Here is a 25,365-nt window from a genome sequence, read left to right as displayed (position 1 = left end):
GGGATATAGTAGACCAAGTTTCCCCCTGATCCTTGAGTCCACCGCAACGGTTGCCGGGAAGTGAAGGGGGAAAGCGCTCGGGGGGTATTCCTCAGGGCTTTGCGGGATACCGCCTTCCTGTTTGGACTCCGTCCCGCTGACGCGAACAGAGATAGGCAGGATGCGATCGCTTCTTTCCTGAACCATGTTCAGGAGAGTTCAGCGTGAATGTATCAGCACGTGCTGGGTGGAGTTTTGGCGATTGCGGCCGCGATTGGCTTGGTGGTCTTGCTGTTGGAAGCGATTCGATATCGCCGCTGGGGATCCGTTCGCCGCTGGCAACCGGCAGTGGGGCTGGGCTTGGTGGCCTTGGCGGCGCTGGGGTGCTGGCTGGGTCAGTTGCCGGATCTGATCCCCCTGGCTTTGTTGTTGGGGGGCCTGGTGGGGGTGGGTTTACTGGGGTTGAGTGGCTGCGGTCGGGCCGGGCAAGGGCTGGTGGTGCTGTTGCTCAGTTTGGCGGCCTGGCAAAGTCTGGCTGTCGGCTCCCCCGGTCGCATCGGCATTGCGGAGCAGCATGGAATGCTCTTTCTGTGGGGCTGCGGCCTGGGGATGGGCTTGGTGGGGATCCCTTTGCTGGGGGTCTTGGCCGAAACAGAAGCCCTGTCCTTGCTGATGGCGCTGGGCCAGGGGTGGAGCGGCATTGCCGCCATAACCTGGGGATCCCGCCTGCTGGAGATGGGATCCCAGCCGGATCTCCCTTGGCAGGTGCTGTTGCCGGTGGGGCTGGCCGCCCTCAGCTTGGTGGCAGGCACTGTGCCCCTCTTGACCGCCGCAGAAGACTCCCCCAGGCTGCTGTCGGCAGTGGGGCATGGGGTGGGGTGGCTGGTGGCGCTGGCGCTGGCCTTGGCCTTGACCCGCAACAGTCTATATCAGGATCCCTTCTGGGCCTTGCTCTACGGGGTGGGGGTGCTGCTCTCGTGGGCCTTGCTTGCCTTGGAGAACCAGACGGGACGGGGGATCCCTGCGCCAGGGGAACCTGCTCATGTCAGCGGGCCGGAGGCTTTAGCCGGTCGCGTCAGCGTTGCCGAGCAACAAGGACGGCTGCTCTGGCGGGCCTGTGTGGGCCTAACGCTGGTGGGGGGAGGAGCGCTGCTGGCGCTGCGATTGGGGGGATCCTACGGGGCGGCCCTCTTGGGGCTGGGATGTCTGGCTTTTCCCAGCCGCTGGGGGGCGATGGCAGCCCTCTTCTTGTCGGCCCGCCCTCTGCTGCAAAACCTGTTGCACCAGTTCAACCTGCAGGTTGCCGGGATCGACCTCACCCAACCCTATGTGTCGGCGGCGCTGTACCTGGGAATGGCGGCCATGGCGCTGGCGGCGCTCATTCACTGGCTATACGGGCCAGACAAACCCCTGCAGACGGGGATCGCTCTGACGCTGGCCAGCCTGGCTTTGCCGGTGGGGGTGGGCTACTTCATTCACGCTCAGCCGCAAGCGGCCTTCCTATTGGGAGCTTTGATGACTGCTTTGATCCTGGCGGCGCTGCAGCCCATCCTCCTGCAGCAGGAGGGAAGAGGGGCGGAATCTCTGGGGATCCGAGGTTTGGGCCTGGCTGTGCTTGCCATTCTGGGATCCAACCTCAGCCGCGATTGGACGGTAACCGGCTTCCATGCCACCCGCCTGGAACGGGCGCTGGTGCTGGCCGGGGTGGTCGGGATCCTGGCGTTGATTCTCCTGCTCTGGCAAGGCTGGAGCCTATGGCACTCTGGGAGAAGGCGCGCCCCCGCCCGCTGATGAAACCTGTTCCCCTGGGCACCCTCGGCACCTGGCAAGGGATCCTCGGCCCGGAACAAACCGCTGAGGCTCTGGGCAACCCCGGTGTGAAGGTGATCGGATCCCCGGCTTTGTTGACGTTGATCGAGCGGTGCAGCCACACCACCTTGCAGCCCTTCTACGAGCCGGAGGAAGCGGCGGTCGGGATCCGCTTTGCCTTGGAGCATCGGTCGGCAGCGGTGGCGGGGGATCCCTTGCAGGTTCGGGTCGAAGTCGTGGCCGTGGAGGGAAGACGCATTCGGTTTCAGGTGGAGATCACCCAGCAGGAGCGGCTGGTGATGCAGGGATCCTACACCTGCCTGGTGGTCGATTTGCCCCGTTTTCTGGCCCGCTATGGATTGACCGCGGAGGATCCCAGTCGGTGCTCAAGCTGTTCGCGTTAGCGGGACGGAGTCCTTTGGGATTGCTGCTGGCCGTCTTTGTGGGAACTCTCTTGTTCTGGCCTCAACAGCTCATTCTGCGCTACCGCAAACCCTGGCAGGGCCCCCTTGCCTGGATCTGGAAATGGCACGGCTGGGGAGGCTGGGCCGTGCGGGGCAGCCGCCGTGGCTGGGAATGGCGTTGGGGATCCCTGCGCCTTCGCGGCCGTTGGCCGGTACAGCGGGGAGAACGTTGCTCCCCCAGAGATTGGCCCTACCTGTGGAAGCTGGGCAAGCAGCTCCACATCCAATCTTGGCAAGGCGGCGTAGAAATTGGCTTTGCCGATCCAGCTTTGACGGGGCAATGCTTGGGGCTGATCGCCGCTCTACCTCTTCCGTTGGCCCAACACCTGCGCTTGACCTTCGCTCGCATCGGTTGGCACGGATGGGGATCCCTGGTGATCCGGTTGCGCGGCTGGCAGGTGCTGGGGCTGGCCTTAAAACTGGGATGGCTCGCCCTTTCGCGCCGTTGGGACAGAGCCCTGCGGGCAACCAGGGGGGATCCCCGGCAGAAATAGCCAATGGGAAAGCTGGCCTCAGGAGAAAAGTGCTGTGGGGGAACTGCAGCGCTGACGCGGTCAGGCCGGCTGCAGCGCCGGGCAGCAATTCAACAGAGGCATGACCTACCCGCCTGATACATTTACGCTGAACACTGCTGAACATCACTGTTCAACTATGCAGCGATAGCATTCTGTTTGTTTCCATTCGCGTTAGCGGGACGGAGTCCAAACAGAATGGCGGTATCCCGCAAAGCTTTGAGTAGAATACCCAAAGCGCAGTTTCCGTGTCGTCTTACTACCAATTTTCTGCTTTACTTTGGCTACCATGTTGGCAGACTCGAAAGTAAACAGAAAGATCAACTGGTAGTAATCCGTACTGAACATATTATACATTATTTTCAGTATAGTTGAGCTTATTATTGACTAGAGTCATGCTCCCCCTTCGCCCTGGCCGTTGGTAGGGGTGGGGGCAGGTGCTGCAGGGATAATCGGCGGCACAATGTACTGGCGCAGGCAGCGTCGCTGCAGACAACTGCAAAACCAGATCCAAGCTTTGCAAGCTCCTGTTGTGGCGGCTCCTCGCGCTCTTCTGGCTCTTTCGGCTCCTCCTCCCGCCCTTCATCGGGGGGCAGCTCTTCTCGCCACTCTTCGGGCGGCTTCTCCCGTCGTTGCTAGACGAACTCAGAGGACAATCTCTTTCACGACAACAGAAGAGATCCCGGAGCTGTTCTGCTTAAGACCTAGGGAGTCGGTGTGGCAGAGGGTATGCGCAGCTCCACAGCCGTATCCAGGCGAGAGCGTGGGGGTGGGGCTTCTCCCTGAGCCAGTTCTAGGTACTGGGCCAGCGGGTGATGCTCCTTCCAGCGGGATCCCACCTCAGCAGCCATCTGGGTGACTTGGATTTGATAAAGCTGGGCCAGCTCGGCAGCATTGAGGTTGCTCCGCTCCACCTGATCGCGACTGGCCTCGGCCAGGATATCTACCACAAGGTTGCCTTGCTCATCAAACCGCCACAGTTCCAGGCGGCTGCGGGAACGCAGGCTCAGCTCCGTTGGCGAAGCTGGTCGAGTGAGGACATCGACGCGGGCGATGACGATGGCTTCCAGGCCCAGGTAATCGAAAAATTGGCCCACCGCCTCCGGCTTGCGGCGATCCCACTCAAACAGCTCGTAGATGGGCCAGCCCACCTTCTGCAAAATGGGCTGAATGCGACGGTTGTCCAGAGGCACCACCTTCTCGCCGTTGGGGATCAAGTCCAGACGCACCGCCTCTATGGCCAGGCGCTGGCCCAACAGTTGGGTGTGCTCCAACCCTCCCACCCCCAAAATGCCAAGGCGACGGCGGGGTTGAGGCCGAATCGGCACCTGCAAAACCACATCCACAGGGGTGGTCAGGCCCGCTTGCAGGAGGATCTCCTGCTCTGCCTTTTCATAGTCGGGGTGCCACACCGTCAACAGCCAACGCCCGGCTGGGGCTTGGTCTAGCTCAAAAGCGCCCCGCTCATCGGTTTGAATCGGCTGATTGGGGTTCTCCATGCCCTCCAACTGCACCTGTGCCCCCGCCACAGGTTGTCCCACGCTGTTGCTCACCTGCCCCACCAGCCGTGCCGTTCCCTGGGGCTGCCCTCTGTTTTGGGAGGGAAACAACGGCGTCAACCGCGGAATGGGGGTGGCCGGAGCCTGAGCCAGCGCTCCTGAAGCCAGTGCCAGCCAGCCGCAGAGGGCCAGACTGCCTGTTCGCGAGAGCGTCGCGTAGCGATAGCTAATCCTGTGCCGGAGAGGATGAAAGAAGAAAAAAGGCATGGCGAAGGTTGCATCCGGTAGTAGCAGTCGGTTCTATTCTGCTCCGCACCCCTGACGCGAACAGGGCAAGATCCTGCTGCAGGGATCCTCACCCAGAAAAGGGGTTGTTGGTTTGCCATTGTTGGACAAACACCGGCACCATGTTGCGCACCTGCAGCCGAAATAGGCCCGCTGCCGCATCTTCAAACATCGGATCCCCGCCCACATCATCCCGCCCATAGGCTTCGTAGTAGCGGGCCCGATCCCCAGGTCGATCCCTCTGCAAGTCCACCACCACCACCACCCCGCGGCTGCGCAGCTGGTTGGGGGTGAAGTTGGGAATTTCCACCGGCACCGTCGGGGCCACAAAGCGTAAGGCTGTATTCAGCAGAGAGTTGCCCTGGCGGTTGTAGTCCCGCGAGATCTGCATCTGGGTCAAAAGGATGTAGCGCAATCCCAGGGCATCCCCGATCACCTTCAGCTTGGCCAAGTCGGCGGTGTAGCGCTCATCCCGATCCAACAAAGTCAGGCCCTGGGTGAGGGGCAGAAGCGGCTCAAACCGGGGATCCGGCCCCAAAGGCCCCTTCAAGAGGATCACTGGTCGCTGGGGCTGCAACTCCTTCAGGGCCATGCTGAGGTGGCGGGCCAGCTCATCCGAGTAAACGGGTTCATCGGGCAAAAGGCCAATGCCCTCCGGCTGGCGGGTCGGTTCCCCGGGCGGCAGACGAATATCCTGAGTGGAGACAAAGCCGGCCCGGACTTCCACCTGGGTGCTGGTCAGCGGAAAACCCGGCACCTCCACATCTACCAAATACAGGCCGGCCGGCAGTTCCGGCAGCACGTAAGTGCCGTCGGCAGCAATGCGAACAGTTTGCTGGGGTTGGGTTGGCGTGGCGGCCAAGTGCAAAACCCCCGTCTGAACAGGTTGGCCGGCAATATCCAGCACCCGCCCGGTCACCACACCGCGGTTGCCTGGAGAGGGGACTCCCCCGTTCAGGACCTCTGTCCCGCCGTCGCCAACTTGAGCCTGAATATCCTGCAAACGGCGCAAAGCTGGGATCCCTGCTGCCACCACCCACAGATCCCGCTCCCCCAGCATCACCAGACCCGTCGGTTGTCCCTGCAGCCGCAGTGAGGCTGCCAATCGCCCCGTCTGCAAATCCACCAGCTGCAGGCGGTCGCTATCGCGGGAGGTCACGTAAGCCCAACGTCCATCCGGGGAAAGGGCCAGCCGCGTCGGTCGCCAATCCAGGCCAACCCGCTGCAGGGCCTCGCCGCTGCGGCTCAGATCCAGCACCGTCAGGTCTTGGCTGCCCGAGTTGAGCACCACCAAGCGTTGCCGTTCCGCATCCAAAGCCATCGCTTCCGGAGTATTGCCGCCGCGCCAACGGGCCAACAACTCCCCATTGTCTGGGTTGACCACCAGCAAACTGAGGGGATCCTCCCCGGCTAGACCCACAAACAGGGATCCCCGCTGCGCATCGTAGGCCAGCGCCAAAGGGGGGCCGGGCATCGGCAAATTGCGGGCTTGCGGCTGCTCTGAGGGATCGCTTTGCGCACCGCTGACGCGCAGGGGAGCAGCCATCACCGCCAAACTCTGGGCAGAAGGCATGGAGGCGAAAACCCGCCCTGTGACCCCATCCACGGCAATATCCAAAACCCCTGCCGGCAACCCATAAGCCTGAATCAGCTCCCCCGTCAGCAGATCGAGGGCCACCAGCCCAGGGGCATTGGGGCCAGAGGCGTAGACCACCTGCCGTGCCTCATCCACCCGCACCACACTGGGAGCAAACCCCACCGCCACCTGCCACAGGGGATCCCCGCTGGCCCCATCCAGCAGGGTCACGGCCTGCTCCTCCAACAGCCCAACCGCAACCCAGCCCCGATCCGGTACCCCATCGATGCGATCGGCAGAGCTGCGCAAGGGCAAAAGCCAATCCCCCTCTGTCCTCAGGCCGTTCCCGTCCGTCGAAAAGTTCTCCACCGCAGAGGAGGAGCCTGCCTCCGGCGAAGGGATCCCTTGCCCCAACACAGGGGATCCCAGCCCCAGCACACCACTCAGCACAACCAGCCATTGCCACCGCATGGCCTTCTCCACCCCACAGTCGCGCCTACTTTGACTCAGGAGCATGCCTCTAACCCCCAAAACCCTGAACTTTGCTGAATTTACTGAGCTTTAAGCGGTTTGGCAAAAGTCATTGAGAGGGATATAGTAGACCAAGTTTCCCCCTGATCCTTAGAGTCCACCGCAACGGTTGCCGGGAAGTGAAGGGGGAAAGCGCTCGGGGGGTATTCCTCAGGGCTTTGCGGGATACCGCCTTCCTGCTCAGAGATAGGCAGGATGCGATCGCTTCTTTCCTGAACCATGTTCAGGAGAGTTCAGCGTGAATGTATCAGATCCTCGCCCAACCAGTATAGCCAACCCGACTGTCCGCTCGCTGTCAGCAAACCCAAACACATTTTGACAGGTTGCCCAGACGAACATAGAATGGATATTCGCTGGTTTTGTCAGGATCAACCATGAAGGTGCGGCCTTCCGTCCGTCGGATCTGCGAGAAATGCCGAGTCATCCGCCGCCACGGTCGGGTGATGGTCATTTGTTCTTCCAACCCCAAGCACAAGCAGCGGCAGGGCTAGAGGGTCGATGGTGGGTGGGTTCAGCCTGCAATGGGAGACAGAGGCAAAGGCTTCCGACACAACCGAGCAAAACGTTGGCTAGACCTCTCGGTGAGCATGGATCCCAAGACCGGCATCTCTACAGCAACATTTCTCTGAATGAGGATCCCATCTCAGGCAGGCAACTCAATCCCTACTGGGCAAGTGTGTTCGAGTTGGTTTGATTTGAAAGGTACCCCTGACTATGGCACGGATTGCGGGAGTTGACATCCCCCGAGAAAAGCGAGTGGAGATTGCCCTCACCTACATTTACGGCATTGGGCTAACCCGCTCCCGCCAGATTTTGGCGAAGACCGGTATCAATCCGGATACTCGTACCCGCGACCTCACCGACGCTGAGGTGGCCGCCCTGCGAACGGTGGTGGAGGGCGAATACCAGGTGGAAGGGGATCTGCGCCGCCAGGAGGCGATGAACATCAAGCGGCTGATCGACATCGGCACCTATCGAGGTCGTCGCCATCGCCTGGGTCTGCCCGTGCGTGGTCAGCGCACCCGCACCAACGCCCGCACCCGCAAGGGGGTCAGGAAAACGGTGGCCGGCAAGAAGAAAGCTCCTGCCAAGAAGTAGTCGCTCGGCTTTGCGCGGAAGGCAAAACTCTTCCACCATCCCGAATCCCAACCCCAAACAGTCGATTGCAAGGACACCTGGATCATGGCTCGGCAGCAACGGCGCGGACGTAAAGTCAAAAAGAACATCCCCAATGGGGTGGCCTACATTCAGTCCACCTTCAACAACACCATCGTCACCATCACGGATCCCAATGGCGATGTGGTGTCTTGGGCCTCGGCAGGTTCTACGGGCTTCAAAGGGGCCAAAAAGGGCACTCCCTTCGCCGCCCAAATGGCAGCAGAAAGTGCGGCGCGTCAAGCCATGGAGAACGGCATGCGCCAGATCGAAGTGATGGTCAGCGGGCCGGGAGCCGGTCGGGAAACCGCCATTCGCGCTCTACAGGCAACGGGCCTGGAAATTACTCTGATTCGAGATATTACCCCCATTCCCCACAACGGTTGCCGTCCTCCCAAGCGGCGGCGTGTCTGAAGGATCCCGCGTTGAGGGCTGGTCGAGCGTCTGTAGGGGGTTTTCTCCAGAGCTACGCCATGCCCCAGCGAAGGTCTGCCCAAGCGTGAGATGACCTCGAAGTTTCATCAGTTCTCCAAACGGATATCGAGCCAGACGGACGGGGCCACCATGACGATTCAAACCAGCCGAACCCTCTCCCACTCTCTGGGCAGCAGAGCGAGCGCAAGTGCTGTTGCCTACCAGACCGAGTGTGTCGAATCTCATCGGGATGATAACGGCGTTCACTACGGCAAATTTGCTTTGGGGCCGCTGGAGCGCGGCCAAGGGATCACGGTGGGCAACGCTTTGCGGCGGGTGTTGCTCTCCAATCTGGAGGGGACGGCGGTGACTGCTGTACGCATTGCCGGGGTGACCCACGAGTTTTCCACGGTGCCGGGGGTGCGGGAAGACGTGATGGAGATCCTTCTAAACATGAAGGAGCTGGTGCTGCGCTCCAGTTCCCCCGAGACTCAGGTGGGCCGCTTGGTGGCTCAGGGGCCAGGGGAAGTTACTGCTGAGAAGCTGCAATTGCCCAGCGATGTGGAGGTGATCAACCCCCGTCACCACATTGCCACCCTGGCGGAAGGGGCGATTTTGGAAATGGAGTTCATGATTGGCCGGGGACATGGCTACCGCGCCGTCGATTACTCCGACAGCAAAGCGATGGCGATTGATTTTCTGCAGATCGACTCTGTCTTCATGCCGGTGCGCAAGGTGAACTACGCTGTGGAAGCAGCTCGGGTGGGCCAATTCCTGGAAAAAGATCGGCTAGTATTGGAAATCTGGACCAACGGCAGCCTCACCCCGCAAGAGGCCCTCAGCCAAGCGGCCCGCATTTTGGTGGGCTTGTTCGCACCGCTGCAGGAGGTCAGCTTCGATGCTCCTGTGCCGCCCCAGCCAGCCGAGGACAACCAAAAAAACCAGATCCCCATCGAGGAGCTACAGCTCTCGGTACGAGCCTACAACTGTCTGAAGCGAGCTCAGATCAACACGGTGGCCGATCTGCTGCTCTATACCGAGGAAGATCTGCTGGAGATCAAAAACTTTGGCCAGAAGTCTGCCGAAGAGGTGGTGCAGGCTTTGAAAGCCCGCTTTGGTCTGACACTGCCCCGCACCCGCGAAAAAGGCAAGGCCTAGAGTTTAGGTTCCGTCTCAAGCATCTGCACCGCTAGCACAACCGCGTCAAAACGCAAGGATCCCGGAAGAGTGTAGGACACAAGACAGAGGTTACCATGCGCCACCGCCGTCGTACCCCCCACCTCAATAAGCCCGCCGACCAGCGCAAGGCCCTGATGCGGGCGCTGACCACGGCTCTGCTGCGGGAAGGGCGGATCACCACCACCAAAGCCCGCGCCAAAGCCATTCGGGCCACCACCGAGAAGATGATCACCCTGGCCAAAGAGGGATCCCTGGCGGCGCGGCGACAGGCGCTGGCCTACATCTACGACAAGGAGCTGGTGCGCTCCCTGTTTGAGCAGGCTCCTGAGCGCTACCGGGATCGGCCCGGTGGCTATACCCGCATCTTGCGCACCGTGCATCGGCGGGGGGATGGAGCAGAAATGGCGGTCATCGAGCTGGTGTAGCGGAAAGGGATCCATGCCGTACCGTCGCATTGCCCTGAGAATTCAGTACCTCGGCAGCAGGTTCTATGGCTGGCAGCGCCAGGCAGCCCGCCGTACCGTGCAAGGGGTGCTGGAGGAGGCGATTGCGTCGCGGGCGGGGCATCCGGTAACCCTCTATGGGGCCGGTCGCACCGATACGGGGGTTCATGCTGCAGGCCAGGTGGCCCACTTCGACACCACCTCCGGCATCCCTGCGGCGGAGTGGTCGAGGGTGCTGAACGACTGTCTGCCGGAAGATGTGGTAGTGCTGGCTTCTGCTCAAGTGCCTGACTCCTGGCACGCCCGCTTTTCGGCTCGCTGGCGCCGTTACCGCTACCTGATCCTGAACCGGGAGCGACCGGATGTGTTCTGGCGCCTCTTTAGCTGGCAAGTGCGTTGGCCTCTGCAGGTGGAGCCGATGGCGGAAGCCCTGAATTCCCTGCTGGGGGAGCACAGCTTGGAAGCCTTCCGGCGGCGGGGATCGGATCGGCCCCACTCGCGGGTACAGGTGCAGGAGGTGCTCTGCCAGCGGCTGGGGGACTTGATCAGCATTGAGGTGCAGGCCAGCGGCTTCCTCTACCGGATGATGCGGCTCTTGGTGGGATCCCTAGAGGTGGTGGGCCGGGGCGAGCTCAGCCCAGCCCAATTTGTCCACCTGTGGCAACACAACGACTGGAGCCAGATGCGCACCCGCTACAGCGCTCCTCCGCAAGGGCTGTGCCTGACGGATGTGGGCTATGCTGCGGATCCCTTCGGTCAACAGTTCGCCCACTCGCCGCCCTTTTGGGCCTTGCCCACAGAGCCTCCCTCCGCCCTCCGGTCGCCGGCTGCGTTGGCCCATTCCTGCGGTTGATCTGGGCGATCTCCAAGCTTGTCCTGATATGTTTCCTTGCCTGCCATGAACAAAACTCCCCTTCCCAACCCCGAGACTCTGGCGCCCCGCTGGTATCTGGTGGATGCTGCCAATCAGCGCCTGGGCCGCTTGGCCGCCGCTGTGGCCACCCTCTTGCGGGGTAAGCATAAACCGGACTTCACCCCTCACCTGGATACGGGGGACTATGTAATTGTGATCAACGCTGAGAAAGTGGTGGTCACTGGCAAAAAGCGCACCCAAAAGCTCTACCGCCGCCACTCTGGCCGTCCTGGCGGCATGAAAGTGGAAACCTTTGCCCAACTGCAGGCGCGCCTGCCGGAGCGGGTGGTGGAAAAAGCGGTCAAGGGAATGTTGCCCCACACCCGTTTGGGCCGGCGGCAATTCACCAAGCTGAAAGTTTATGTCGGGCCAAACCACCCTCATGAGGCCCAGCAGCCCCAAGTTTATCCCCTCAACACGATCCCAGGAGCCAAAGCATGACTCAAGCGAGCAGCCAACGAGCCGTTTATTGGGGAACGGGACGCCGCAAAACCGCCGTTGCCCGCGTGCGTTTGGTGCCCGGCACGGGCAAAATCATCATCAACGACAGGCCGGGAGACCAGTATCTGCAGTATCAAGAAGCCCTGCTGGCCAGTGTGAAGGGGCCGCTGGAGATCCTTGGTCTGGAAAACTCCTACGATATTCTGGTGCGAGCCCATGGCGGCGGTGTTCACGGCCAGGCGGATGCGATCAAGCTGGGGGTAGCGCGCGCCCTCTGCGAGGTGGATCCGGCCAATCGCGGCCCTTTGAAAGTAGAGGGTTATCTGAAACGGGATCCGCGCGCCGTGGAGCGGAAGAAATACGGCCTGCGCAAGGCCCGCAAGGCTCCCCAGTACTCGAAGCGCTAGGGATCCCTGCCGTTGTTTTTAGAGGAAGATGTTGATAGACAAGGGTATAGAAACAGGCCCAGAGGAGGAAAGGGTTATGCCCAAGAAAGGATTGCACCCGCAGTGGTATCCAGAAGCCAAAGTCATCTGCAATGGCGAAGTGGTGATGACGGTGGGATCCACCAAGCCGGAGCTCAGGGTGGATGTTTGGTCGGGCAACCATCCCTTTTTCACCGGCAGCCAGAAGATCATCGACAGCGAAGGCCGGGTGGAGAAGTTCATGCGCAAATACGGCATGAGCGGTGGCAAAAAGGCCAAGTAGAGGTTCCCCCATCTGGGTGTGGGCAATACTTGGATTCCTGGGTATCGCAAGTCTATGGCTTCTGCTCAACTGATCGACCAGCTTAAGAATGTCGAAGCCACCTTTCAGGAGCTGACGGTGCGCTTGGCGGATCCGGACGTGGCCACGGATCCCGCTGAGCTGCAGCGGATCGCCAAGGCCCGCTCCTCCTTGGAGGCCACCGTCGAGGCTTTTCACGACTGGCAAAAGCTGAATCGCGATCTGCAACAGACGGAAGAACTTTTGCGGGAATCGGCCTCCGACCCGGAGCTGGAGGCGATGGCAAGAGCGGAACTTGAGCAACTGCGGGCCCGCCAAGAACAACTGGAGGAAAAGCTCACCCTGCTGCTGCTGCCCCGGGATCCCAACGACGACAAGAACATCATGTTGGAGATTCGCGCCGGCACCGGTGGGGAGGAGGCGGCGCTGTGGGCGGCGGATCTGGCCCGCATGTACACCCGCTACGCCGAAAAGCTGGGCTGGTCGGTGCGTCTGGCGAGCCTCTCGGAAGGAGAGCTGGGGGGCTACAAAGAGGCGATCCTGGAGATTCAAGGGGATCAGGTGTACAGCAAGCTCAAGTTTGAAGCTGGCGTGCATCGGGTGCAGCGGGTGCCCGTCACCGAAGCGCAAGGCCGTGTCCACACCTCGACGGCCACGGTGGCAGTGATGCCAGAGGTGGACGAGGTGGAGGTGGTCATCGACCCGAAAGACATCGAAATCAAAACGGCACGTTCTGGGGGGGCAGGCGGCCAAAACGTGAACAAGGTGGAGACGGCGGTGGATCTTCTCCACAAGCCCACCGGGATCCGGGTGTTTTGTACTGAGGAGCGTTCCCAGCTGCAGAACCGCCAGCGGGCCATGCAGATTTTGCGGGCCAAACTCTACGAGATGAAGCTGCAGGAGCAACAGGCCTCCATCAGCTCTGCTCGGCGCATGCAGGTGGGAACGGGATCCCGCTCGGAAAAAATTCGCACCTACAACTACAAGGACAACCGCGTTACCGACCACCGCCTCAACCAGAATTTCCCTCTGCAGCCCATCTTGGATGGGGAGCTGGACGACTTGATCCAAGCTTGTATTGGCCTTTACCAAAAAGAGCTGTTGGCAGAGCTATCCTAGGCCAAGCTGAGTTACCGCCAGCGAATGGGATCCCTTCTCGAGGACCTTTCCTCTGCCGAGCTAGCGGTAGAATAAATTACCCACGTCGAGTGCCTAAACCCCCATGCTGGCCGAATACCGCCAACACGCCGCTGCCCGCGAGGCCCAAGGGATCCCGCCGCTGCCCTTAAACGCTGCCCAGACCAGCCAGGTGTGCGAGCTCCTGAAGGCCCCGCCCGCTGGCGAAGAAGCCTTTTTGTTGCACCTCTTAACAGAGCGCGTCCCGCCGGGGGTCGATGAAGCCGCCTATGTGAAAGCGGGCTTTTTGGCCGCTGTGGCCAAGGAGGAGGTTGAATCCCCGTTGATCACTCCCCTGCGGGCGGTGGAGCTCTTGGGCACCATGCTGGGGGGCTACAACGTCCAGGTTTTGCTGGATCTGTTGCGGGATCCCCGGAGTGAGATTGCAGCGGCAGCAGCCCGCGCCCTCAGCCACACCCTGCTGGTTTTCGATGCCTTTCACGATGTGCTGGAGCTGAGCCAGTCCGGCAATGCCTATGCCCAACAGGTGATCGAGTCCTGGGCCAAGGGCGAATGGTTTACCGCCAAAGCTCCCCTGGCCGCAGCCATCACTGTAACAGTGTTCAAGGTTGCCGGCGAGATCAACACCGATGACCTTTCCCCCGCCGCCCACGCCACCACCCGCCCGGATATCCCCCTCCACGCCCAAGCCATGCTGGAGTCCCGCGCTCCAGGATCCCTGGTTACCATTGCCGAGCTGAAGCGCCGCGGCCATCCCGTTGCCTTTGTGGGGGATGTGGTAGGCACCGGCTCCTCCCGCAAATCCGCCCTCAACTCGCTGCTCTGGCACATCGGCCACGACATTCCCCATGTGCCCAACAAGCGGGCTGGGGGGGTGATCCTGGGGGGCACCATTGCGCCCATCTTCTTCAACACCGCCGAAGATGCCGGGGCCTTGCCCATCCAGTGCGATGTCTCCCGCCTGGAAACCGGCATGGTGGTGACGATCTACCCCTACGAGGGCGTCATCCGCTCGGAGAGCGGCCAAGTTCTCTCCACCTTTTCCCTGCGGCCCGTGACCCTCCCCGACGAAGTGCGGGCGGGGGGACGTATTCCCCTGTTGATTGGCCGTGCCCTCACCGACAAAACCCGCCAAGCCTTGGGTTTGCCTCCCTCGACCTTGTTTATCCGCCCCACTCCACCGGCAGACACCGGCAAAGGCTATACCCTAGCGCAAAAAATCGTGGGCAAAGCCTGTGGGCTGCCAGGCGTGCGCCCGGGCACCAGTTGTGAGCCCCTCATTACCACGGTGGGATCCCAGGACACCACCGGCCCCATGACCCGCGATGAGCTGAAGGAGCTGGCCTGTCTGGGCTTCAACGCCGACCTAGTGCTGCAGAGCTTCTGCCACACCGCCGCCTATCCCAAGCCGGTGGACATCCAGATCCACAAAGAGCTGCCCGACTTTTTCGCTTCCCGCGGGGGCGTTGTCCTGCGTCCCGGCGATGGCATTATCCACTCCTGGCTCAACCGCATGCTCCTGCCGGATACCGTCGGCACCGGGGGCGACTCCCACACCCGCTTCCCCTTGGGGATCTCCTTCCCGGCGGGATCCGGTCTGGTGGCCTTTGCCGCCGCCATGGGGGTGATGCCCTTGGACATGCCGGAATCGGTGCTGGTGCGCTTTAAGGGGGAACTGCAGCCGGGGATCACCCTGCGGGACATTGTCCATGCCATCCCCTACGTGGCCATTCAGAGGGGGCTGCTCACCGTTGAGAAAAAAGGCAAGAAAAACGTCTTTGCCGGGCGCATCATGGAGATCGAGGGCCTGCCGGATCTGAAGGTGGAGCAGGCCTTCGAGTTTACCGATGCCTCGGCAGAGCGCAACTGTGCCGGCTGTACCATCCAGCTGAGCCTCGAGACGGTCTCAGAATATCTGCGCTCCAACGTGGTGCTGCTGAAGAACATGATCGCCCGCGGCTACCAGGATGCGAGAACCTTGCTGCGGCGCATCGCCAAAATGGAAGCATGGCTGGCCAACCCCAGCCTGATGGAGGCGGATGCCGACGCTGAATACGCCGAAGTCATCGAAATCGACCTCAGCACCATCACCGAGCCGATCGTCTGTGCCCCCAACGATCCCGACAAGGTGATGACCCTGAGCGAAGTCCATGCCCAACACGCCGCCGGCAACCCCGATACGCCGATCAAGATTGACGAAGTTTTCATCGGCTCCTGCATGACCAACATCGGCCACTACCGCGCCGCCGCCAAAATCCTGGAAGGCCAAGGGCGGGCCAAGGTGCGCCAATTCTGGATCTGTCCGCCCACCCGCATGGATGAGGCACAACTGCGCTCGGAAGGCGTGTACGGCACCTTTGCTGCCGCCGGGGCCAGAACGGAAATGCCGGGATGCAGCTTGTGTATGGGCAACCAAGCCCGCGTGGAAGACGGGGCCACCGTCATGTCCACCTCCACCCGCAACTTCAACAACCGCATGGGCAAAGACGCGCGGGTTTATCTGGGATCCGCCGAGCTGGCCGCCGCCTGCGCTCTCTTGGGCCGGATCCCCACCCCTGAGGAGTACCGAGAGATCGTCTCCACCAAGATCCAGCCCTTTGCCGGCGAGCTGTACCGCTACCTCAACTTCCACGAGATCCCTGGCTTTGAGGACGAAGGACGGGTCATCCCGCGGCAGCACGTGGAGGAGCTGTCCAGGAGCCGTTCTTGAGCGAGAATAGGGGCTAGCTGCCCTGATAGCATGGCAGGGATCGCCCCATTGCCCTGGAGAAAGCTCAATGGCCCTGAATCCAAAGAGGATCCGCCGCATCCACCGCACCCTTGCCCCCATCCTGGCCGTGCCTTTGGTGGTAACGGTGCTAACGGGATCCCTGTATCAAATTGCCCGCCTTAACCAAAACTTCGACTACTACTGGCTGATCCAAATCCACAAAGGGCAGTGGGGCCCCCTCGATCTGCAAGCGGTTTACCCCTTCTTAAACGGACTGGGGCTGCTGGTGATGGTGGCCACCGGTCTCAGTATGTGGTTACCCACAAAACTTCATCGCCGCCCCAAACATACGGAGTCCCAGAGGGTTTTGGATGGATAAACCTGTAGGGTAAACACCTAAGAAACATTCCAGAAAACCCTACACTTCTCGGAATAGATTTGAATACACTAGAAGCATAGAGGTTTTGCTTGCACCTCTAAAGTTGAGCCCCGAAAGCTAAGCTCCAAACTCGAAGTGGAAGTCAAAAAAAGCAAAACAGAGGAGGAGGATGCTCTATGGCTCTTGTCCGCTGGGATCCATTTCGTGAAATTGACGAAATTCAACGGGAAATGAACCGGATGTTCGACCGGTTGATCCCTCGCACCACCGAGGCCGACGGCTTTGCCTTCATGCCGGCAGTGGAGATGCACGATGATCCCGAAACCATTACCCTGAAGCTGGAGCTGCCCGGCTTGAACCCCAACGACTTGGATATCCAAGCGACAGCCGAAGCGGTCTCCATCACCGGGGAACGGCGATTTGAGAAGCGCTCTGAAGACAAAGGGGTAACCCGGACTGAATTCCGTTATGGGCGCTTCCAACGGGTGATCCCACTGCCGAGCCGGATCAAACACGATCAGGTGAAAGCCGAATACAAAGATGGGATCCTCACCCTCACCTTGCCCAAGGCAGACTCTGAAAAAGCCCAAGTGGTTAAAGTGAGCGTTGTCTCCTGATGGCCTAGAGGTTAGGCAACTTCCTAATAGGGAAAAAGGATCCCATAGAGGTAGGCGATGAGCCTACCTTTTTTTACATTTCGGTTCAAGATTCCATGGCTTCCCAGCTCCCCTCTCCTTCTGGGAAAGGGGCCGGGGCAAGGGCAGGGGCAACGACCATAAACTGGCTTCGCTGCAGGGATCCCCAGCCTTCCCTAGCGAACTTAAACCGAACCCCCCTTTGACTTTTGCCCGCCGCTTTGGATAGGGTTTGAGTGCGCAACGGAGCCAAGGTTGAGAGTATGGCCAGCGTTACCTACGAACACGTTACCAAGCGCTACAGAGACACCACCGCCGTCCATGACCTGAACATCACCGTCGAAGACGGGGAATTTCTCGTCTTTGTCGGCCCCTCCGGCTGCGGCAAAACCACCTCCCTGCGCATGCTGGCCGGCTTGGAAGAAGTGAGCGCCGGCTCCATCTACATTGGCGATCGACGGGTGAACGATGTCCCCCCCAAGGATCGGGATATCGCCATGGTCTTCCAATCCTATGCCCTCTACCCCCACATGACCGTGGCCGAGAACATGGCCTTTGGCCTCAAGCTGCGCGGCCTGCCACGGGCGGAGATCGAAAGCCGGGTTAGGGGGGTGGCCAAGCGCCTTGGGATCGAGCACTTGCTCAACCGCAAGCCCAAGGAACTTTCGGGTGGGCAACGGCAGCGGGTTGCCGTCGGGCGGGCCATCGTGCGCAATCCGGCGGTGTTTTTGATGGATGAGCCCCTCTCCAACTTGGATGCCAAGCTGCGGGTACAGGCGCGGGCCGAGATCAGCAAGTTGCACATGCAACTGGGCACCACCTTTATCTACGTTACCCACGACCAAGTGGAGGCCATGACCATGGGCAACCGCATCGCCGTCATGAAGGATGGCCGCCTGCAGCAGGTGGATACCCCCCACACCCTCTACACCCGCCCGGCCAACCTGTTTGTGGCCGGGTTCATCGGCAGCCCCGCCATGAATTTCTTCCAGGCCAAGCTGCGGGAGCAGGAGGGCACCCTCTGGATCGATACCGGCGCCTTCCGCGTGGCCATCCCGCCCCACCAGGCAGAGCCCTATTGGCAATACGTCGGCAAGTCGGTCATCTTCGGCATCCGCCCGGAAAACATCCACGATCCCCAGTACCAACCCCCAGGGATCCAACCTGCCCCGGTGCGGGCTAAGGTCTCCGTCACCGAGCTGATCGGCCATGAAGTGATCCTCCATCTCAGCACCACCGACCGAGAAGGGATCCTGGCCGAGCAGGAGTTTGTGGCCCGCGTGGATCCCCGTACCCAGCTTCGGGTTAACCAGTGGGCAGAAGTGGTCTTCGACATGGATCGCTTCCACCTGTTTGACCCGCAAACCGAGCAGCGGCTGGGATAAAAACGATGACCAAAAAAACTGGGTTACAAGCCCCGCCCTTCTAGGGCGGCTTTTGTAAGATGCTATTCGACAGAAAAGGCAACTTTGCATGTACCTTGTCCGCAAGCTCAAGCTAGGCGTCTCAGAGCAACTGCAGCTGTTGAGCAGGGCAGCAGGCGAGCTGTACTCAAAGGTGCTCGTTCACTTTTGGCGGGTTGTCCGCAAGAAGGGACTGTGGTTGAAACCTTCCACGCTAATGCGGTGGTTTCCCAACGACCCTGAGAATACACTTCATGCTCACAGTGCAGACGCGGTAGTGCAAAGCTTCTTTGCCTCTTTGAAGTCCTGGCGAGAACGCCGCCAAACCGACCCCAACGCCCGTCCACCTCGACGGCGTCGGTACTATTCCAAAGTTCAATGGAAGTCTTCAGCCATCCAAGTCGTCAATGGAAAGCTGCGATTGTCGAACGGGAAAGGCAATGAGCCCCTGATGATTAACTGGGCTTGGGACACACCTGTTTGGGTAGAGATGGGCTGGGATGGCCAGCAGTATGAGTTGAGAGCTTGCTACAAGGTGGGGGATACGCTGCCGGAAGAAGAGGGGGAAGAGAGCAATTCTGCTGGCTGAGAAAGAATCCCCGTCCTTTAGGGCGGGGGGTATGTCAACCAAAAAGGCCCCCATGTATGAATCAGGGGGGCTTTCGTAAGTCCTGGCTTTGCACTTGCCTAGCGAAGTGGGGAATCCAGCAGAATGACCAGGCGTTCTTCCAAAAACTTCAGGTTGGCCAACACTTGACTAAACGCTTCTTCCTGCGTCCAGTCCATAATCTCCATGGTCTTGTGGACTAGAGATTGCACCGGCACCGGCAAGGGGCCGAAGACATCCACCAGCCAGCGCACCGAGAAAGGATCGATGGTAATGTTCCCCTCAGCTCCCGGCCAGCCGTTGATGTTGACAGGCCCGTTGTCCCGAATGGCGTTGAGAAAAGCCTGCTTGGCATCCAACTTCACCAGAAGGGGGTGGGCTTGCACCGTGCCGTTCCACCATTCGTCGTTTGTAAACGGCTCAGCCTTGGGAATGCCGGGGTGCCCGCACCAAAAATCAATCAAGCGGGTCATGTTGGGGAAAATCAGCTCGATGAAGTGAAGTTTTTGCTCCTCGCTTAACTTATTGAGTTGCCGCATCGAGTAGGGCACCGGCTTGGTCAAGACCCTCTCCAGCTTCCACTGCTGCCAATTCACCATGCTGATAAACTCAAGGCCGGCCTGCCTCAACATCTCAAACACCTGCGGCACCGTAAAGCCCTTGTCGCTGCGCAGCAGGAAGTTGGCCAGGATCCCCGCTGTAGTTTTGATGGCATCGCCGTTCCAGTGGCTCTTCACAAAGCTGGCGTCGGTGAGCGCTTCCATCACCTCTCGTAGCAGGGGCACCGCTTTGGCTGCCGGCTCGTCCATCACCCCCAGCAGCTCCATCGCATCCTGCATGTTGAAGATAAACTGCCGCTGATAAAGGCTATGAACATTGGTGCGGATGATCCCATCGGGCTTGAGCACCTGCCGCATGCCTTTCAAACCGGCAACCGGGTCGTCCAGTAGGTAGAGAACGTCGTTGCAGGCAATAAAATCAAACTCCTCCCCCAGCGCCGTCATGTCGGTAATGTCCATAACATGAAAGCGGGCGTTTTCAATCTTATGGAACTTAAAGCGCTGCTCTGCCATCTTGATGGACTCCGGCGAAATATCCACACCCACATAGCGAGCGCCGGGGTTGGCTGTTGCCACAACTAAGGTTTCCCAACCGGAGCCACAGCCGGCATTGAGGATCACCTTGCCTTCCGGCAATACCACCTTGCGATCCCGCAGGTACCTGGCCGTCGTAAGGCTGTTGGCAAACAAAGCAAAGTTGTCGGTAACCGTCTGCTCAATTGGCACATTTGGGTAGGGAAACTCGTCAAACTGCGCCTGGACGGGGTTAGACACAGCGGTCTTTGCCATGGTGATCTCCCTGCTTTTAGGTATCCCAACACTCTTAGCACGTACCCTATCGTACTGCACAGCAAGCAAAAGACTGAGGCAAATCCAGAAAAGCCTGAGGATGGTACACTGGCGGAGTGTTTCGTAACTAGCCAGGAAGGCGGAAGAGGGATCCTTCGATGAGCCCCCGCAAGCGGCTGTTTCGGTTAATGGCAACTTTTCTCCTTGGAATTCTGGCTGCTTGTGGGCTAGCTAGCGGGCCCAGCCTCCTCAGTCGCCCAGAGACTTCATCGCCCGCCCCAGAAGGAGGCGTTGCTGCCTACTACGACGGCAACCCGCAATCGGTAACCATCCGCGATGCCGCCATTGCCTTTGCCATAGCCAGCGGGATCACCCAGCCCAGCCAGATTGTCAGCTTTGTCAACACCGTTTTGCGGGTGCAGCCTCCTCTCACCTTGGCTGAGGTGACCACGGCCGACCCCAATCCGGTGGCCATCTCCGATTTTGATGGGGATGGCACGCCAGGCACCATTCGGGATGCGGCTATTTTGTTTGCCATTGCCACTTTGCAGACCCGCGATGCCAACCCCATCAACACCTTTGTCAACACCGTTTTGCGGCTGCAACCTCCCCTCAACCTTACGCCTGAACAGGCAGCCAGACTGCCAGGGCCGGGATTTGTTCCCCCCACAAGTCCTCCAACGGCCTCCCCTTCGCCGACACCACCCCCCCCACCGGAAGATCCATCGACACCAACCCCCTTGCCAGTTCCACCAACGCCAACGCCCTCACCTCCTCCACCACCGCCAACCCCCTCGCCATCTCCGTCTCCTGGTGGGTTTAACATCGAGATTGAGTTTATCGACAACAGCCTCAGCCCCTCCCAGCGAGAGGTTGTGCTTCGGGCAGCCCGGCGGTGGGAACAGATCATCACCGGCGACTTGCCCGACGTCACCCTAACTCTGCAGGCTGGCTTCTGCGGAGCTGGTTTCCCCCCGACTCCCCTGGTCAATCGTCCTGTGGATGATCTCTTGGTTCAAGTAACCGGCGCCCGGCTCCTCTCCAGCCCCCCTGAGAGTGATGGTCCGGGTAGGGTTGTGGGTCAAGCGGGCCCCTGTGGCCCCCTTCGGCCTGGGATCCGCATCATCCCTTATGCCAGGATAGGGATCGACCCGGCAGATCTGGGTCGCTTAGAGGATCAGGGATCCCTCTTTGACGTTGTCCTGCACGAGCTGGGCCATGCTCTGGGGTTTGGCACCGTTCCCAACTGGAGTCCTTTTCTCCTCAACAGCGGCACCACCAACCCGCGCTTTGCCGGCCGGCAGGCCACTGCTGAGTACAACAGCCTGGGCGGATCGGGGAATGTGCCGGTGCAGGTTGAGCCACCTCCCGAAGGTCACTGGCGGCGAACCCTAGGGTTGGAGCTGATGACGCCGGTGCTGCCACCGCCACCTGCACGCCCTGCTCTTAGTCGTATTACGGCTGCAGCCATGCAAGACTTGGGGTTCACGGGCGTCAACCTGTCTGCTGCGGATCCCTATGCCCTGCCGCCAGAAGGGCGCATCCGACCAGGGGAGGGGCTTTTCCTGGGGAACGATGCGGTTTTTGGCCCAATTGGGGGCGAGATCCATCCTCTTCCCTGATAGCCTTCCAGACTTGGCGTGGTGGCCCTCCGCTACCCCAACTCGTCCTTGGCAAAATGCCCAGGGATAGCCCGACCCGTTGTGGAGCTGCAACAAAAAAAGGCCCCGCCAGGGGCCTGCCAGAGAAAGAGCTGGAAAAGGTTAGGAGGGGCAAGAGCAGGAAGAAGTTACAAACTCTCTGGACTGGCCGAAGTTGATGAACGTGTTGAACTGAGGAGGGGGAGTAGGACTCACACTTGCAGCTCCAGCTGCTTTACAGATAGCGATGCTTCTGGTTCCCGAAGAAGAATTGGTAAAGGTGTTGCCTTGCACTGTTACGTCAATATTACTACCAACGCAAACGCCAATTTGACCTGTTTGACCTGGAGATGCCTCTTTTACCCTAATCCGGGAGTTTATCACTCTTCTTGCAGGGCCTGAATTACCTCTTAGGAGGATAGCAACGTTGGGAGCACCTGTAGCAGGTTGGATCGCGCTCAAGTTGACCTCTGTGTTCGGGCCTTCAATCTCTACAGATCCGACAATTGAATTCTCCAAAATGCCCACGACACCCTGGTTCCCCGACGACCCTTGCCCAGTAGCCACAACCGAGCTGCCATTGATTACTCTGAGGATTGTGCTAGTCCCCACGTGGCGGATCCCAGCAGTGAAGTCTTTGTCGCCTTTAATCAAAACATCCACATTGTCGAGGGTGACGGTGGCAAAAGAAGCAGTTACTTCGATACATCTGTCGCCAGACCCTACGCCAGCAGTACCAGCAGTGCCAAGACCTGTACAATCAATGATCATGTCTTTCAGGGGCGTTCCCGCAGCAGCGAGCGTGATGGCGGCGGCTCCTGTATTAGTACCACCGGGATCCCCGCTGGTAATTCTAAACCCTTGCAGCTTGTTGCCCCTCTCGAGAATTAAACGATTACCGCTCAACTTGAGCTCAAAGTTAACGCCAGCGTCAGGAACTATCGTGATGGATCCAATTGGTAAATTGGCACTTTGGATATCGTCGTTAGAGACCGTCTCGTCACCGCTACGAATGATCCTTACAATAACATCTGTCCCGCCCCCAAGAATTGCTGCGGCTCGAACGAGAGGAGACTGTATAGCTGTTGCTACGGTTCTAAATGCCTGATCACGTGAAGCGCCCGAGTTGTTATCATCACCACGAGCCGGATCGACATAGAACTGAGCAGCGGGGGTTGGCGTTGGAGTGGGCGTTGGGGTGGGTGTCGGCGTTGGGGTGGGTGTCGGTGTCGGAGTCGGTGTGGGAGTTGGCGTCGGGGTCGGGGTCGGGGTTGGAGTCGGGGTGGGCTCGCTGAAGAAGGTATCCAACTGCCGTTGGGTGACGGTGATACCGCTGAGCTTCAGGGTGGTGGCAAGGAAGGAATTGATCTTACTGGCCGTCGGCGGAAGACCTGTTGAAATTGCCGCAAACAAAACCGCCGCATCCTTGCAGTCCACCACCCCGTCGTCAGTAAAGTCGGAAACAGAGGGCTTGAGCGGCTCGCCCAACCCCGTCACGTCGGCAGCCGTAATCGGCCCCACCTTGAGCGTGTTATTGACAAAGTTAACAATCTTCCCGGAGTCGTTGGTGTTGAGGGTGCAGGCGGCAAAAAGGACTGCCGCATCCTTAATGGTGACTGAGGTCTTTACCCCGTCGTAGTAGAAAGCAATGCTCTCAGAGCCCTGCACTGCTGCTTCTGGCGCCTGAGCTGAAATTGTCGGGGGAAGCTGAGTAACAGCCGGAGGATCCGAAGTAAGGGAACAAGCCGCCACTCCTCCTACGAGGGAGGAAGCCAAAATCAAGGGAGCTACCGGGTGACGAAAGCGGGATTTTGAGTTGCGGAAAGCCATGGCAGATCTCCTTCAAAAACTTGCTAGGGTCAACGTCTTTAGCAAGAGCTGCCCAGCTCACCCCAGGGAAACTCAAAGGCAAACCTTGAGTCTAGTCTCAAGTATACCCACAAAGGGCGCTCAAAAAAGCACAGCGACGGTGCCTTTCCCAAAGCTGAAGAAGAAGACAACCGGTTGCCATCTAGCACCTGATACATTCACGCTGAACTCTCCTGAACATGGTTCAGGAAAGAAGCGATCGCATCCTGCCTATCTCTGTTCGCGTCAGCGGGACGGAGTCCAAACAGGAAGGCGGTATCCCGCAAAGCCCTGAGGAATACCCCCCGAGCGCTTTCCCCCTTCACTTCCCGGCAACCGTTGCGGTGGACTCAAGGATCAGGGGGAAACTTGGTCTACTATATCCCTCTCAATGACTTTTGCCAAACCGCCTAAAGCTCAGTAAATTCAGCAAAGTTCAGGGTTTTGGGGGTTAGAGTCATGCTCCTGAATGGAAACCGATTGCCCTTCTAGGGCCAGCCCCAAGCTAGTTCACTGAGATGCCCGGCCCGAAGTTGAAGTAGGTGGTGCTGCCAGGGTTGGTGGTGTTGTCAAAGGTGCTAAGGGTAGTACCGCCGACCGCAATCGGCCCAGGTGAAGGAATGGCGGGAGTCACCCGGATCTGGCCGCCAAAGGGAATGGTAAAGGAAGTGGGGAAGGTGGCCACATTCCCAGACACCGAGGTGGAGGTGGCGATCACCGTGCCATCTGCTTGTCGAATGGTTACCGTGGCCCCTGCGGGCAAGCCCGGGATCGTAATCTGCGGGCCGGCAGGAGTCGGGGTGGGCGTCGGGGTCGGTGTTGGCGTGGGTGTTGGAGTTGGAGTGGGCGTGGGAGTAGGTGTCGGAGTGGGTGTTGGAGTTGGAGTGGGCGTGGGAGTAGGTGTCGGGGTGGGCGTTGCCGTGGGTGTGGGGGTCGGAGTTGGCGTGGGGGTGGGTGTTGGAGTTGGTGTAGGGGTTGGAGTGGGCACAGGTGTTGGTGTGGGGGTCGGAGTTGGCGTGGGCGTGGCAACCGTGAGAGGATCCCTTGAGGAAGAGCCGCAGGCAGCCATCAGCCCGGCCAGAGCGGCGGCCAACACTGAGGAAACAAGGGAAACACGCCAACTGGTTGGGAAGTTGCGGTCAGACATTCTCAAATCTCCAGCGAAGGATTAGCAAGAATTGGGGTAGCGGTTGCAGTCTTGGTTCGGCGACGGCCAGCTCAGGGGAACTAACGGGTATTATTCCCCAACCCTGGCCGAGAAGGAAGGGGATCCACGGCTCTGGGCCTAGTCTTGGCTCATAAGGTAGGTAATGGCGCGGTTTTGCTGCTCAACCACCTGGCGCAGCTCGGCAATGCTGGCCCGCAGCTCAGCGATGGACTCCCTAGTTTGGGCAATGGCTGCAAAAACTTGCCCAATCGCCTCTGTGTTTTGGGCGGTGGCTGCAAAAAGACGCTCGATGGCCTCTGTGTTCTGGACAGTAACTGTGGAAACACGCCCAATGGCCTCTGCGTTCTGGACAGTAACTGTGGAAACACGCCCAATGGCCTCTGCGTTCTGACCAATGGCTGCAAAGGCTTGCCCAATGGCCTCTGTGTTCTGGGCGGTGGCTGCGAAAAGACGCTCAATGGCCTCTGTGTTCTGGACAGTAACTGTGGAAACACGCCCAATGGCCTCTGCGTTCTGACCAATGGCTGCAAAGGCTTGCCCAATGGCCTCTGTGTTCTGGGCGG

Annotated in this window: 24 protein-coding genes and 1 pseudogene; 19 read left to right on the top strand and 6 right to left on the bottom strand. The window is 59.8% G+C overall.

Annotated elements, in window-relative coordinates; translation table 11 throughout:
* The first annotated feature begins 207 nt into the window (after positions 1-207).
* The 3 genes from ACVW0C_RS02950 to ACVW0C_RS02940 are packed head-to-tail and all read left to right on the top strand — an operon-like array spanning position 208 to position 2,746.
* Positions 208-1,770 (top strand): hypothetical protein, encoded by a 1,563-nt coding sequence (locus ACVW0C_RS02950; RefSeq protein ID WP_457384290.1) that lies wholly within the window; start codon positions 208-210, stop codon positions 1,768-1,770.
* Positions 1,734-2,192, top strand: coding sequence for a thioesterase family protein (locus ACVW0C_RS02945; RefSeq protein WP_414383507.1), 459 nt, complete (start codon positions 1,734-1,736; stop codon positions 2,190-2,192). The genes ACVW0C_RS02950 and ACVW0C_RS02945 overlap by 37 nt, the downstream gene beginning before the upstream one ends.
* Positions 2,171-2,746 (top strand): hypothetical protein, encoded by a 576-nt coding sequence (locus tag ACVW0C_RS02940; protein ID WP_457384289.1) that lies wholly within the window; start codon positions 2,171-2,173, stop codon positions 2,744-2,746. The genes ACVW0C_RS02945 and ACVW0C_RS02940 overlap by 22 nt, the downstream gene beginning before the upstream one ends.
* Before the next feature lie 722 nt (positions 2,747-3,468).
* Here ACVW0C_RS02940 and ACVW0C_RS02935 read toward each other — a convergent pair.
* Together ACVW0C_RS02935 and ACVW0C_RS02930 are read right to left on the bottom strand one after the other, a co-directional pair.
* Positions 3,469-4,530, bottom strand: a complete 1,062-nt coding sequence (locus ACVW0C_RS02935) for a carboxypeptidase-like regulatory domain-containing protein (protein ID WP_457384288.1) — start codon at positions 4,528-4,530, stop codon at positions 3,469-3,471.
* An 88-nt stretch (positions 4,531-4,618) separates the two neighbouring features.
* Complete coding sequence (locus ACVW0C_RS02930; RefSeq protein WP_457384287.1) at positions 4,619-6,595, bottom strand: carboxypeptidase regulatory-like domain-containing protein; 1,977 nt, start codon at positions 6,593-6,595, stop codon at positions 4,619-4,621.
* Positions 6,596-7,029: 434 nt separating this feature from the next.
* On the opposite strand from ACVW0C_RS02930, the gene rpmJ reads away from it, so the two are divergent.
* The 15 genes from rpmJ (at position 7,030) to ACVW0C_RS02855 (ending at position 18,779) form a co-directional block, all read left to right on the top strand.
* The gene (gene rpmJ, locus ACVW0C_RS02925) at positions 7,030-7,146 is read left to right on the top strand and encodes a 50S ribosomal protein L36 (RefSeq protein WP_011433187.1); all 117 of its coding nucleotides are present in this window, start codon (positions 7,030-7,032) and stop codon (positions 7,144-7,146) included.
* Between the two features lie 223 nt (positions 7,147-7,369).
* Positions 7,370-7,753, top strand: a complete 384-nt coding sequence (rpsM, locus tag ACVW0C_RS02920; RefSeq protein ID WP_011433188.1) for a 30S ribosomal protein S13 — start codon at positions 7,370-7,372, stop codon at positions 7,751-7,753.
* Positions 7,754-7,837: 84 nt separating this feature from the next.
* Positions 7,838-8,224 carry a 30S ribosomal protein S11 gene (gene rpsK, locus ACVW0C_RS02915; protein ID WP_011433189.1) on the top strand — a complete coding sequence of 129 codons (387 nt, stop codon included), beginning with the start codon at positions 7,838-7,840 and terminating at the stop codon, positions 8,222-8,224.
* 150 nt (positions 8,225-8,374) lie between these two features.
* Positions 8,375-9,382 carry a DNA-directed RNA polymerase subunit alpha gene (locus ACVW0C_RS02910; RefSeq protein WP_457384286.1) on the top strand — a complete coding sequence of 336 codons (1,008 nt, stop codon included), beginning with the start codon at positions 8,375-8,377 and terminating at the stop codon, positions 9,380-9,382.
* Positions 9,383-9,477: 95 nt separating this feature from the next.
* A complete protein-coding gene (gene rplQ, locus ACVW0C_RS02905; RefSeq protein ID WP_011433191.1) occupies positions 9,478-9,828 on the top strand; it encodes a 50S ribosomal protein L17 in 351 nt (116 codons plus the stop codon).
* A gap of 13 nt (positions 9,829-9,841) precedes the next feature.
* Positions 9,842-10,699, top strand: a complete 858-nt coding sequence (gene truA / locus ACVW0C_RS02900; RefSeq protein WP_414424562.1) for a tRNA pseudouridine(38-40) synthase TruA — start codon at positions 9,842-9,844, stop codon at positions 10,697-10,699.
* Between the two features lie 45 nt (positions 10,700-10,744).
* Positions 10,745-11,200 (top strand): 50S ribosomal protein L13, encoded by a 456-nt coding sequence (rplM, locus tag ACVW0C_RS02895; protein ID WP_011433193.1) that lies wholly within the window; start codon positions 10,745-10,747, stop codon positions 11,198-11,200.
* On the top strand, positions 11,197-11,607 hold the full coding sequence (rpsI, locus tag ACVW0C_RS02890) for a 30S ribosomal protein S9 (protein WP_011433194.1): 411 nt from the start codon (positions 11,197-11,199) through the stop codon (positions 11,605-11,607). The genes rplM and rpsI overlap by 4 nt, the downstream gene beginning before the upstream one ends.
* Positions 11,608-11,683: 76 nt before the next feature.
* Positions 11,684-11,908 carry a 50S ribosomal protein L31 gene (gene rpmE / locus ACVW0C_RS02885; RefSeq protein ID WP_414343514.1) on the top strand — a complete coding sequence of 75 codons (225 nt, stop codon included), beginning with the start codon at positions 11,684-11,686 and terminating at the stop codon, positions 11,906-11,908.
* A gap of 54 nt (positions 11,909-11,962) precedes the next feature.
* The gene (gene prfA, locus ACVW0C_RS02880; protein ID WP_457384285.1) at positions 11,963-13,045 is read left to right on the top strand and encodes a peptide chain release factor 1; all 1,083 of its coding nucleotides are present in this window, start codon (positions 11,963-11,965) and stop codon (positions 13,043-13,045) included.
* 103 nt (positions 13,046-13,148) lie between these two features.
* Complete coding sequence (gene acnB, locus ACVW0C_RS02875) at positions 13,149-15,773, top strand: bifunctional aconitate hydratase 2/2-methylisocitrate dehydratase (RefSeq protein ID WP_457384284.1); 2,625 nt, start codon at positions 13,149-13,151, stop codon at positions 15,771-15,773.
* Between the two features lie 67 nt (positions 15,774-15,840).
* Positions 15,841-16,152: a PepSY domain-containing protein gene (locus ACVW0C_RS02870; RefSeq protein WP_457384283.1), complete on the top strand. Its 312-nt coding sequence runs from the start codon at positions 15,841-15,843 to the stop codon at positions 16,150-16,152.
* A gap of 176 nt (positions 16,153-16,328) precedes the next feature.
* Positions 16,329-16,769, top strand: coding sequence for an Hsp20/alpha crystallin family protein (locus ACVW0C_RS02865; RefSeq protein ID WP_414343518.1), 441 nt, complete (start codon positions 16,329-16,331; stop codon positions 16,767-16,769).
* Between the two features lie 281 nt (positions 16,770-17,050).
* A complete protein-coding gene (locus ACVW0C_RS02860) occupies positions 17,051-18,172 on the top strand; it encodes an ABC transporter ATP-binding protein (protein ID WP_457384282.1) in 1,122 nt (373 codons plus the stop codon).
* Positions 18,173-18,260: 88 nt separating this feature from the next.
* Positions 18,261-18,779, top strand: coding sequence for a hypothetical protein (locus ACVW0C_RS02855; protein ID WP_457384281.1), 519 nt, complete (start codon positions 18,261-18,263; stop codon positions 18,777-18,779).
* A 98-nt stretch (positions 18,780-18,877) separates the two neighbouring features.
* Here the strand turns inward: ACVW0C_RS02855 and ACVW0C_RS02850 are convergent, their stop codons facing one another.
* The gene (locus tag ACVW0C_RS02850) at positions 18,878-20,146 is read right to left on the bottom strand and encodes a class I SAM-dependent methyltransferase (RefSeq protein ID WP_457384280.1); all 1,269 of its coding nucleotides are present in this window, start codon (positions 20,144-20,146) and stop codon (positions 18,878-18,880) included.
* 158 nt (positions 20,147-20,304) lie between these two features.
* On the opposite strand from ACVW0C_RS02850, the gene ACVW0C_RS02845 reads away from it, so the two are divergent.
* A complete protein-coding gene (locus ACVW0C_RS02845; protein ID WP_457384279.1) occupies positions 20,305-21,768 on the top strand; it encodes a peptidase M8 in 1,464 nt (487 codons plus the stop codon).
* Positions 21,769-21,909: 141 nt separating this feature from the next.
* Here the strand turns inward: ACVW0C_RS02845 and ACVW0C_RS02840 are convergent, their stop codons facing one another.
* From ACVW0C_RS02840 to ACVW0C_RS02830, 3 genes and pseudogenes are all read right to left on the bottom strand, one after another.
* A complete protein-coding gene (locus tag ACVW0C_RS02840) occupies positions 21,910-23,616 on the bottom strand; it encodes a hypothetical protein (protein ID WP_457384278.1) in 1,707 nt (568 codons plus the stop codon).
* Positions 23,617-24,139: 523 nt separating this feature from the next.
* Positions 24,140-24,781, bottom strand: coding sequence for a hypothetical protein (locus tag ACVW0C_RS02835; protein ID WP_457384277.1), 642 nt, complete (start codon positions 24,779-24,781; stop codon positions 24,140-24,142).
* Positions 24,782-24,919: 138 nt separating this feature from the next.
* A pseudogene (locus tag ACVW0C_RS02830) lies at positions 24,920-25,365 on the bottom strand (hypothetical protein); the annotation flags it as partial.

The sequence above is a fragment of the Thermostichus sp. OS-CIW-26 genome, from assembly GCF_054058395.1.
The sequence above is the reverse complement of the archived record's forward strand: the minus strand, read 5'-3'. Positions and strand labels throughout refer to the sequence as shown.

Coding starts and splice junctions, on each gene's coding strand:
- ACVW0C_RS02950 (WP_457384290.1), top strand. CDS start 208: ATGTATCAGCACGTGCTGGGTGGAGTTTTGGCGATTGCGGCCGCGATT.
- ACVW0C_RS02945 (WP_414383507.1), top strand. CDS start 1,734: ATGGCACTCTGGGAGAAGGCGCGCCCCCGCCCGCTGATGAAACCTGTT.
- ACVW0C_RS02935 (WP_457384288.1), bottom strand. CDS start 4,530: ATGCCTTTTTTCTTCTTTCATCCTCTCCGGCACAGGATTAGCTATCGC.
- ACVW0C_RS02930 (WP_457384287.1), bottom strand. CDS start 6,595: ATGCGGTGGCAATGGCTGGTTGTGCTGAGTGGTGTGCTGGGGCTGGGA.
- rpmJ (WP_011433187.1), top strand. CDS start 7,030: ATGAAGGTGCGGCCTTCCGTCCGTCGGATCTGCGAGAAATGCCGAGTC.
- rpsM (WP_011433188.1), top strand. CDS start 7,370: ATGGCACGGATTGCGGGAGTTGACATCCCCCGAGAAAAGCGAGTGGAG.
- rpsK (WP_011433189.1), top strand. CDS start 7,838: ATGGCTCGGCAGCAACGGCGCGGACGTAAAGTCAAAAAGAACATCCCC.
- ACVW0C_RS02910 (WP_457384286.1), top strand. CDS start 8,375: ATGACGATTCAAACCAGCCGAACCCTCTCCCACTCTCTGGGCAGCAGA.
- rplQ (WP_011433191.1), top strand. CDS start 9,478: ATGCGCCACCGCCGTCGTACCCCCCACCTCAATAAGCCCGCCGACCAG.
- truA (WP_414424562.1), top strand. CDS start 9,842: ATGCCGTACCGTCGCATTGCCCTGAGAATTCAGTACCTCGGCAGCAGG.
- rplM (WP_011433193.1), top strand. CDS start 10,745: ATGAACAAAACTCCCCTTCCCAACCCCGAGACTCTGGCGCCCCGCTGG.
- rpsI (WP_011433194.1), top strand. CDS start 11,197: ATGACTCAAGCGAGCAGCCAACGAGCCGTTTATTGGGGAACGGGACGC.
- rpmE (WP_414343514.1), top strand. CDS start 11,684: ATGCCCAAGAAAGGATTGCACCCGCAGTGGTATCCAGAAGCCAAAGTC.
- prfA (WP_457384285.1), top strand. CDS start 11,963: ATGGCTTCTGCTCAACTGATCGACCAGCTTAAGAATGTCGAAGCCACC.
- acnB (WP_457384284.1), top strand. CDS start 13,149: ATGCTGGCCGAATACCGCCAACACGCCGCTGCCCGCGAGGCCCAAGGG.
- ACVW0C_RS02870 (WP_457384283.1), top strand. CDS start 15,841: ATGGCCCTGAATCCAAAGAGGATCCGCCGCATCCACCGCACCCTTGCC.
- ACVW0C_RS02865 (WP_414343518.1), top strand. CDS start 16,329: ATGGCTCTTGTCCGCTGGGATCCATTTCGTGAAATTGACGAAATTCAA.
- ACVW0C_RS02860 (WP_457384282.1), top strand. CDS start 17,051: ATGGCCAGCGTTACCTACGAACACGTTACCAAGCGCTACAGAGACACC.
- ACVW0C_RS02855 (WP_457384281.1), top strand. CDS start 18,261: ATGTACCTTGTCCGCAAGCTCAAGCTAGGCGTCTCAGAGCAACTGCAG.
- ACVW0C_RS02850 (WP_457384280.1), bottom strand. CDS start 20,146: ATGGCAAAGACCGCTGTGTCTAACCCCGTCCAGGCGCAGTTTGACGAG.
- ACVW0C_RS02845 (WP_457384279.1), top strand. CDS start 20,305: ATGAGCCCCCGCAAGCGGCTGTTTCGGTTAATGGCAACTTTTCTCCTT.
- ACVW0C_RS02840 (WP_457384278.1), bottom strand. CDS start 23,616: ATGGCTTTCCGCAACTCAAAATCCCGCTTTCGTCACCCGGTAGCTCCC.
- ACVW0C_RS02835 (WP_457384277.1), bottom strand. CDS start 24,781: ATGTCTGACCGCAACTTCCCAACCAGTTGGCGTGTTTCCCTTGTTTCC.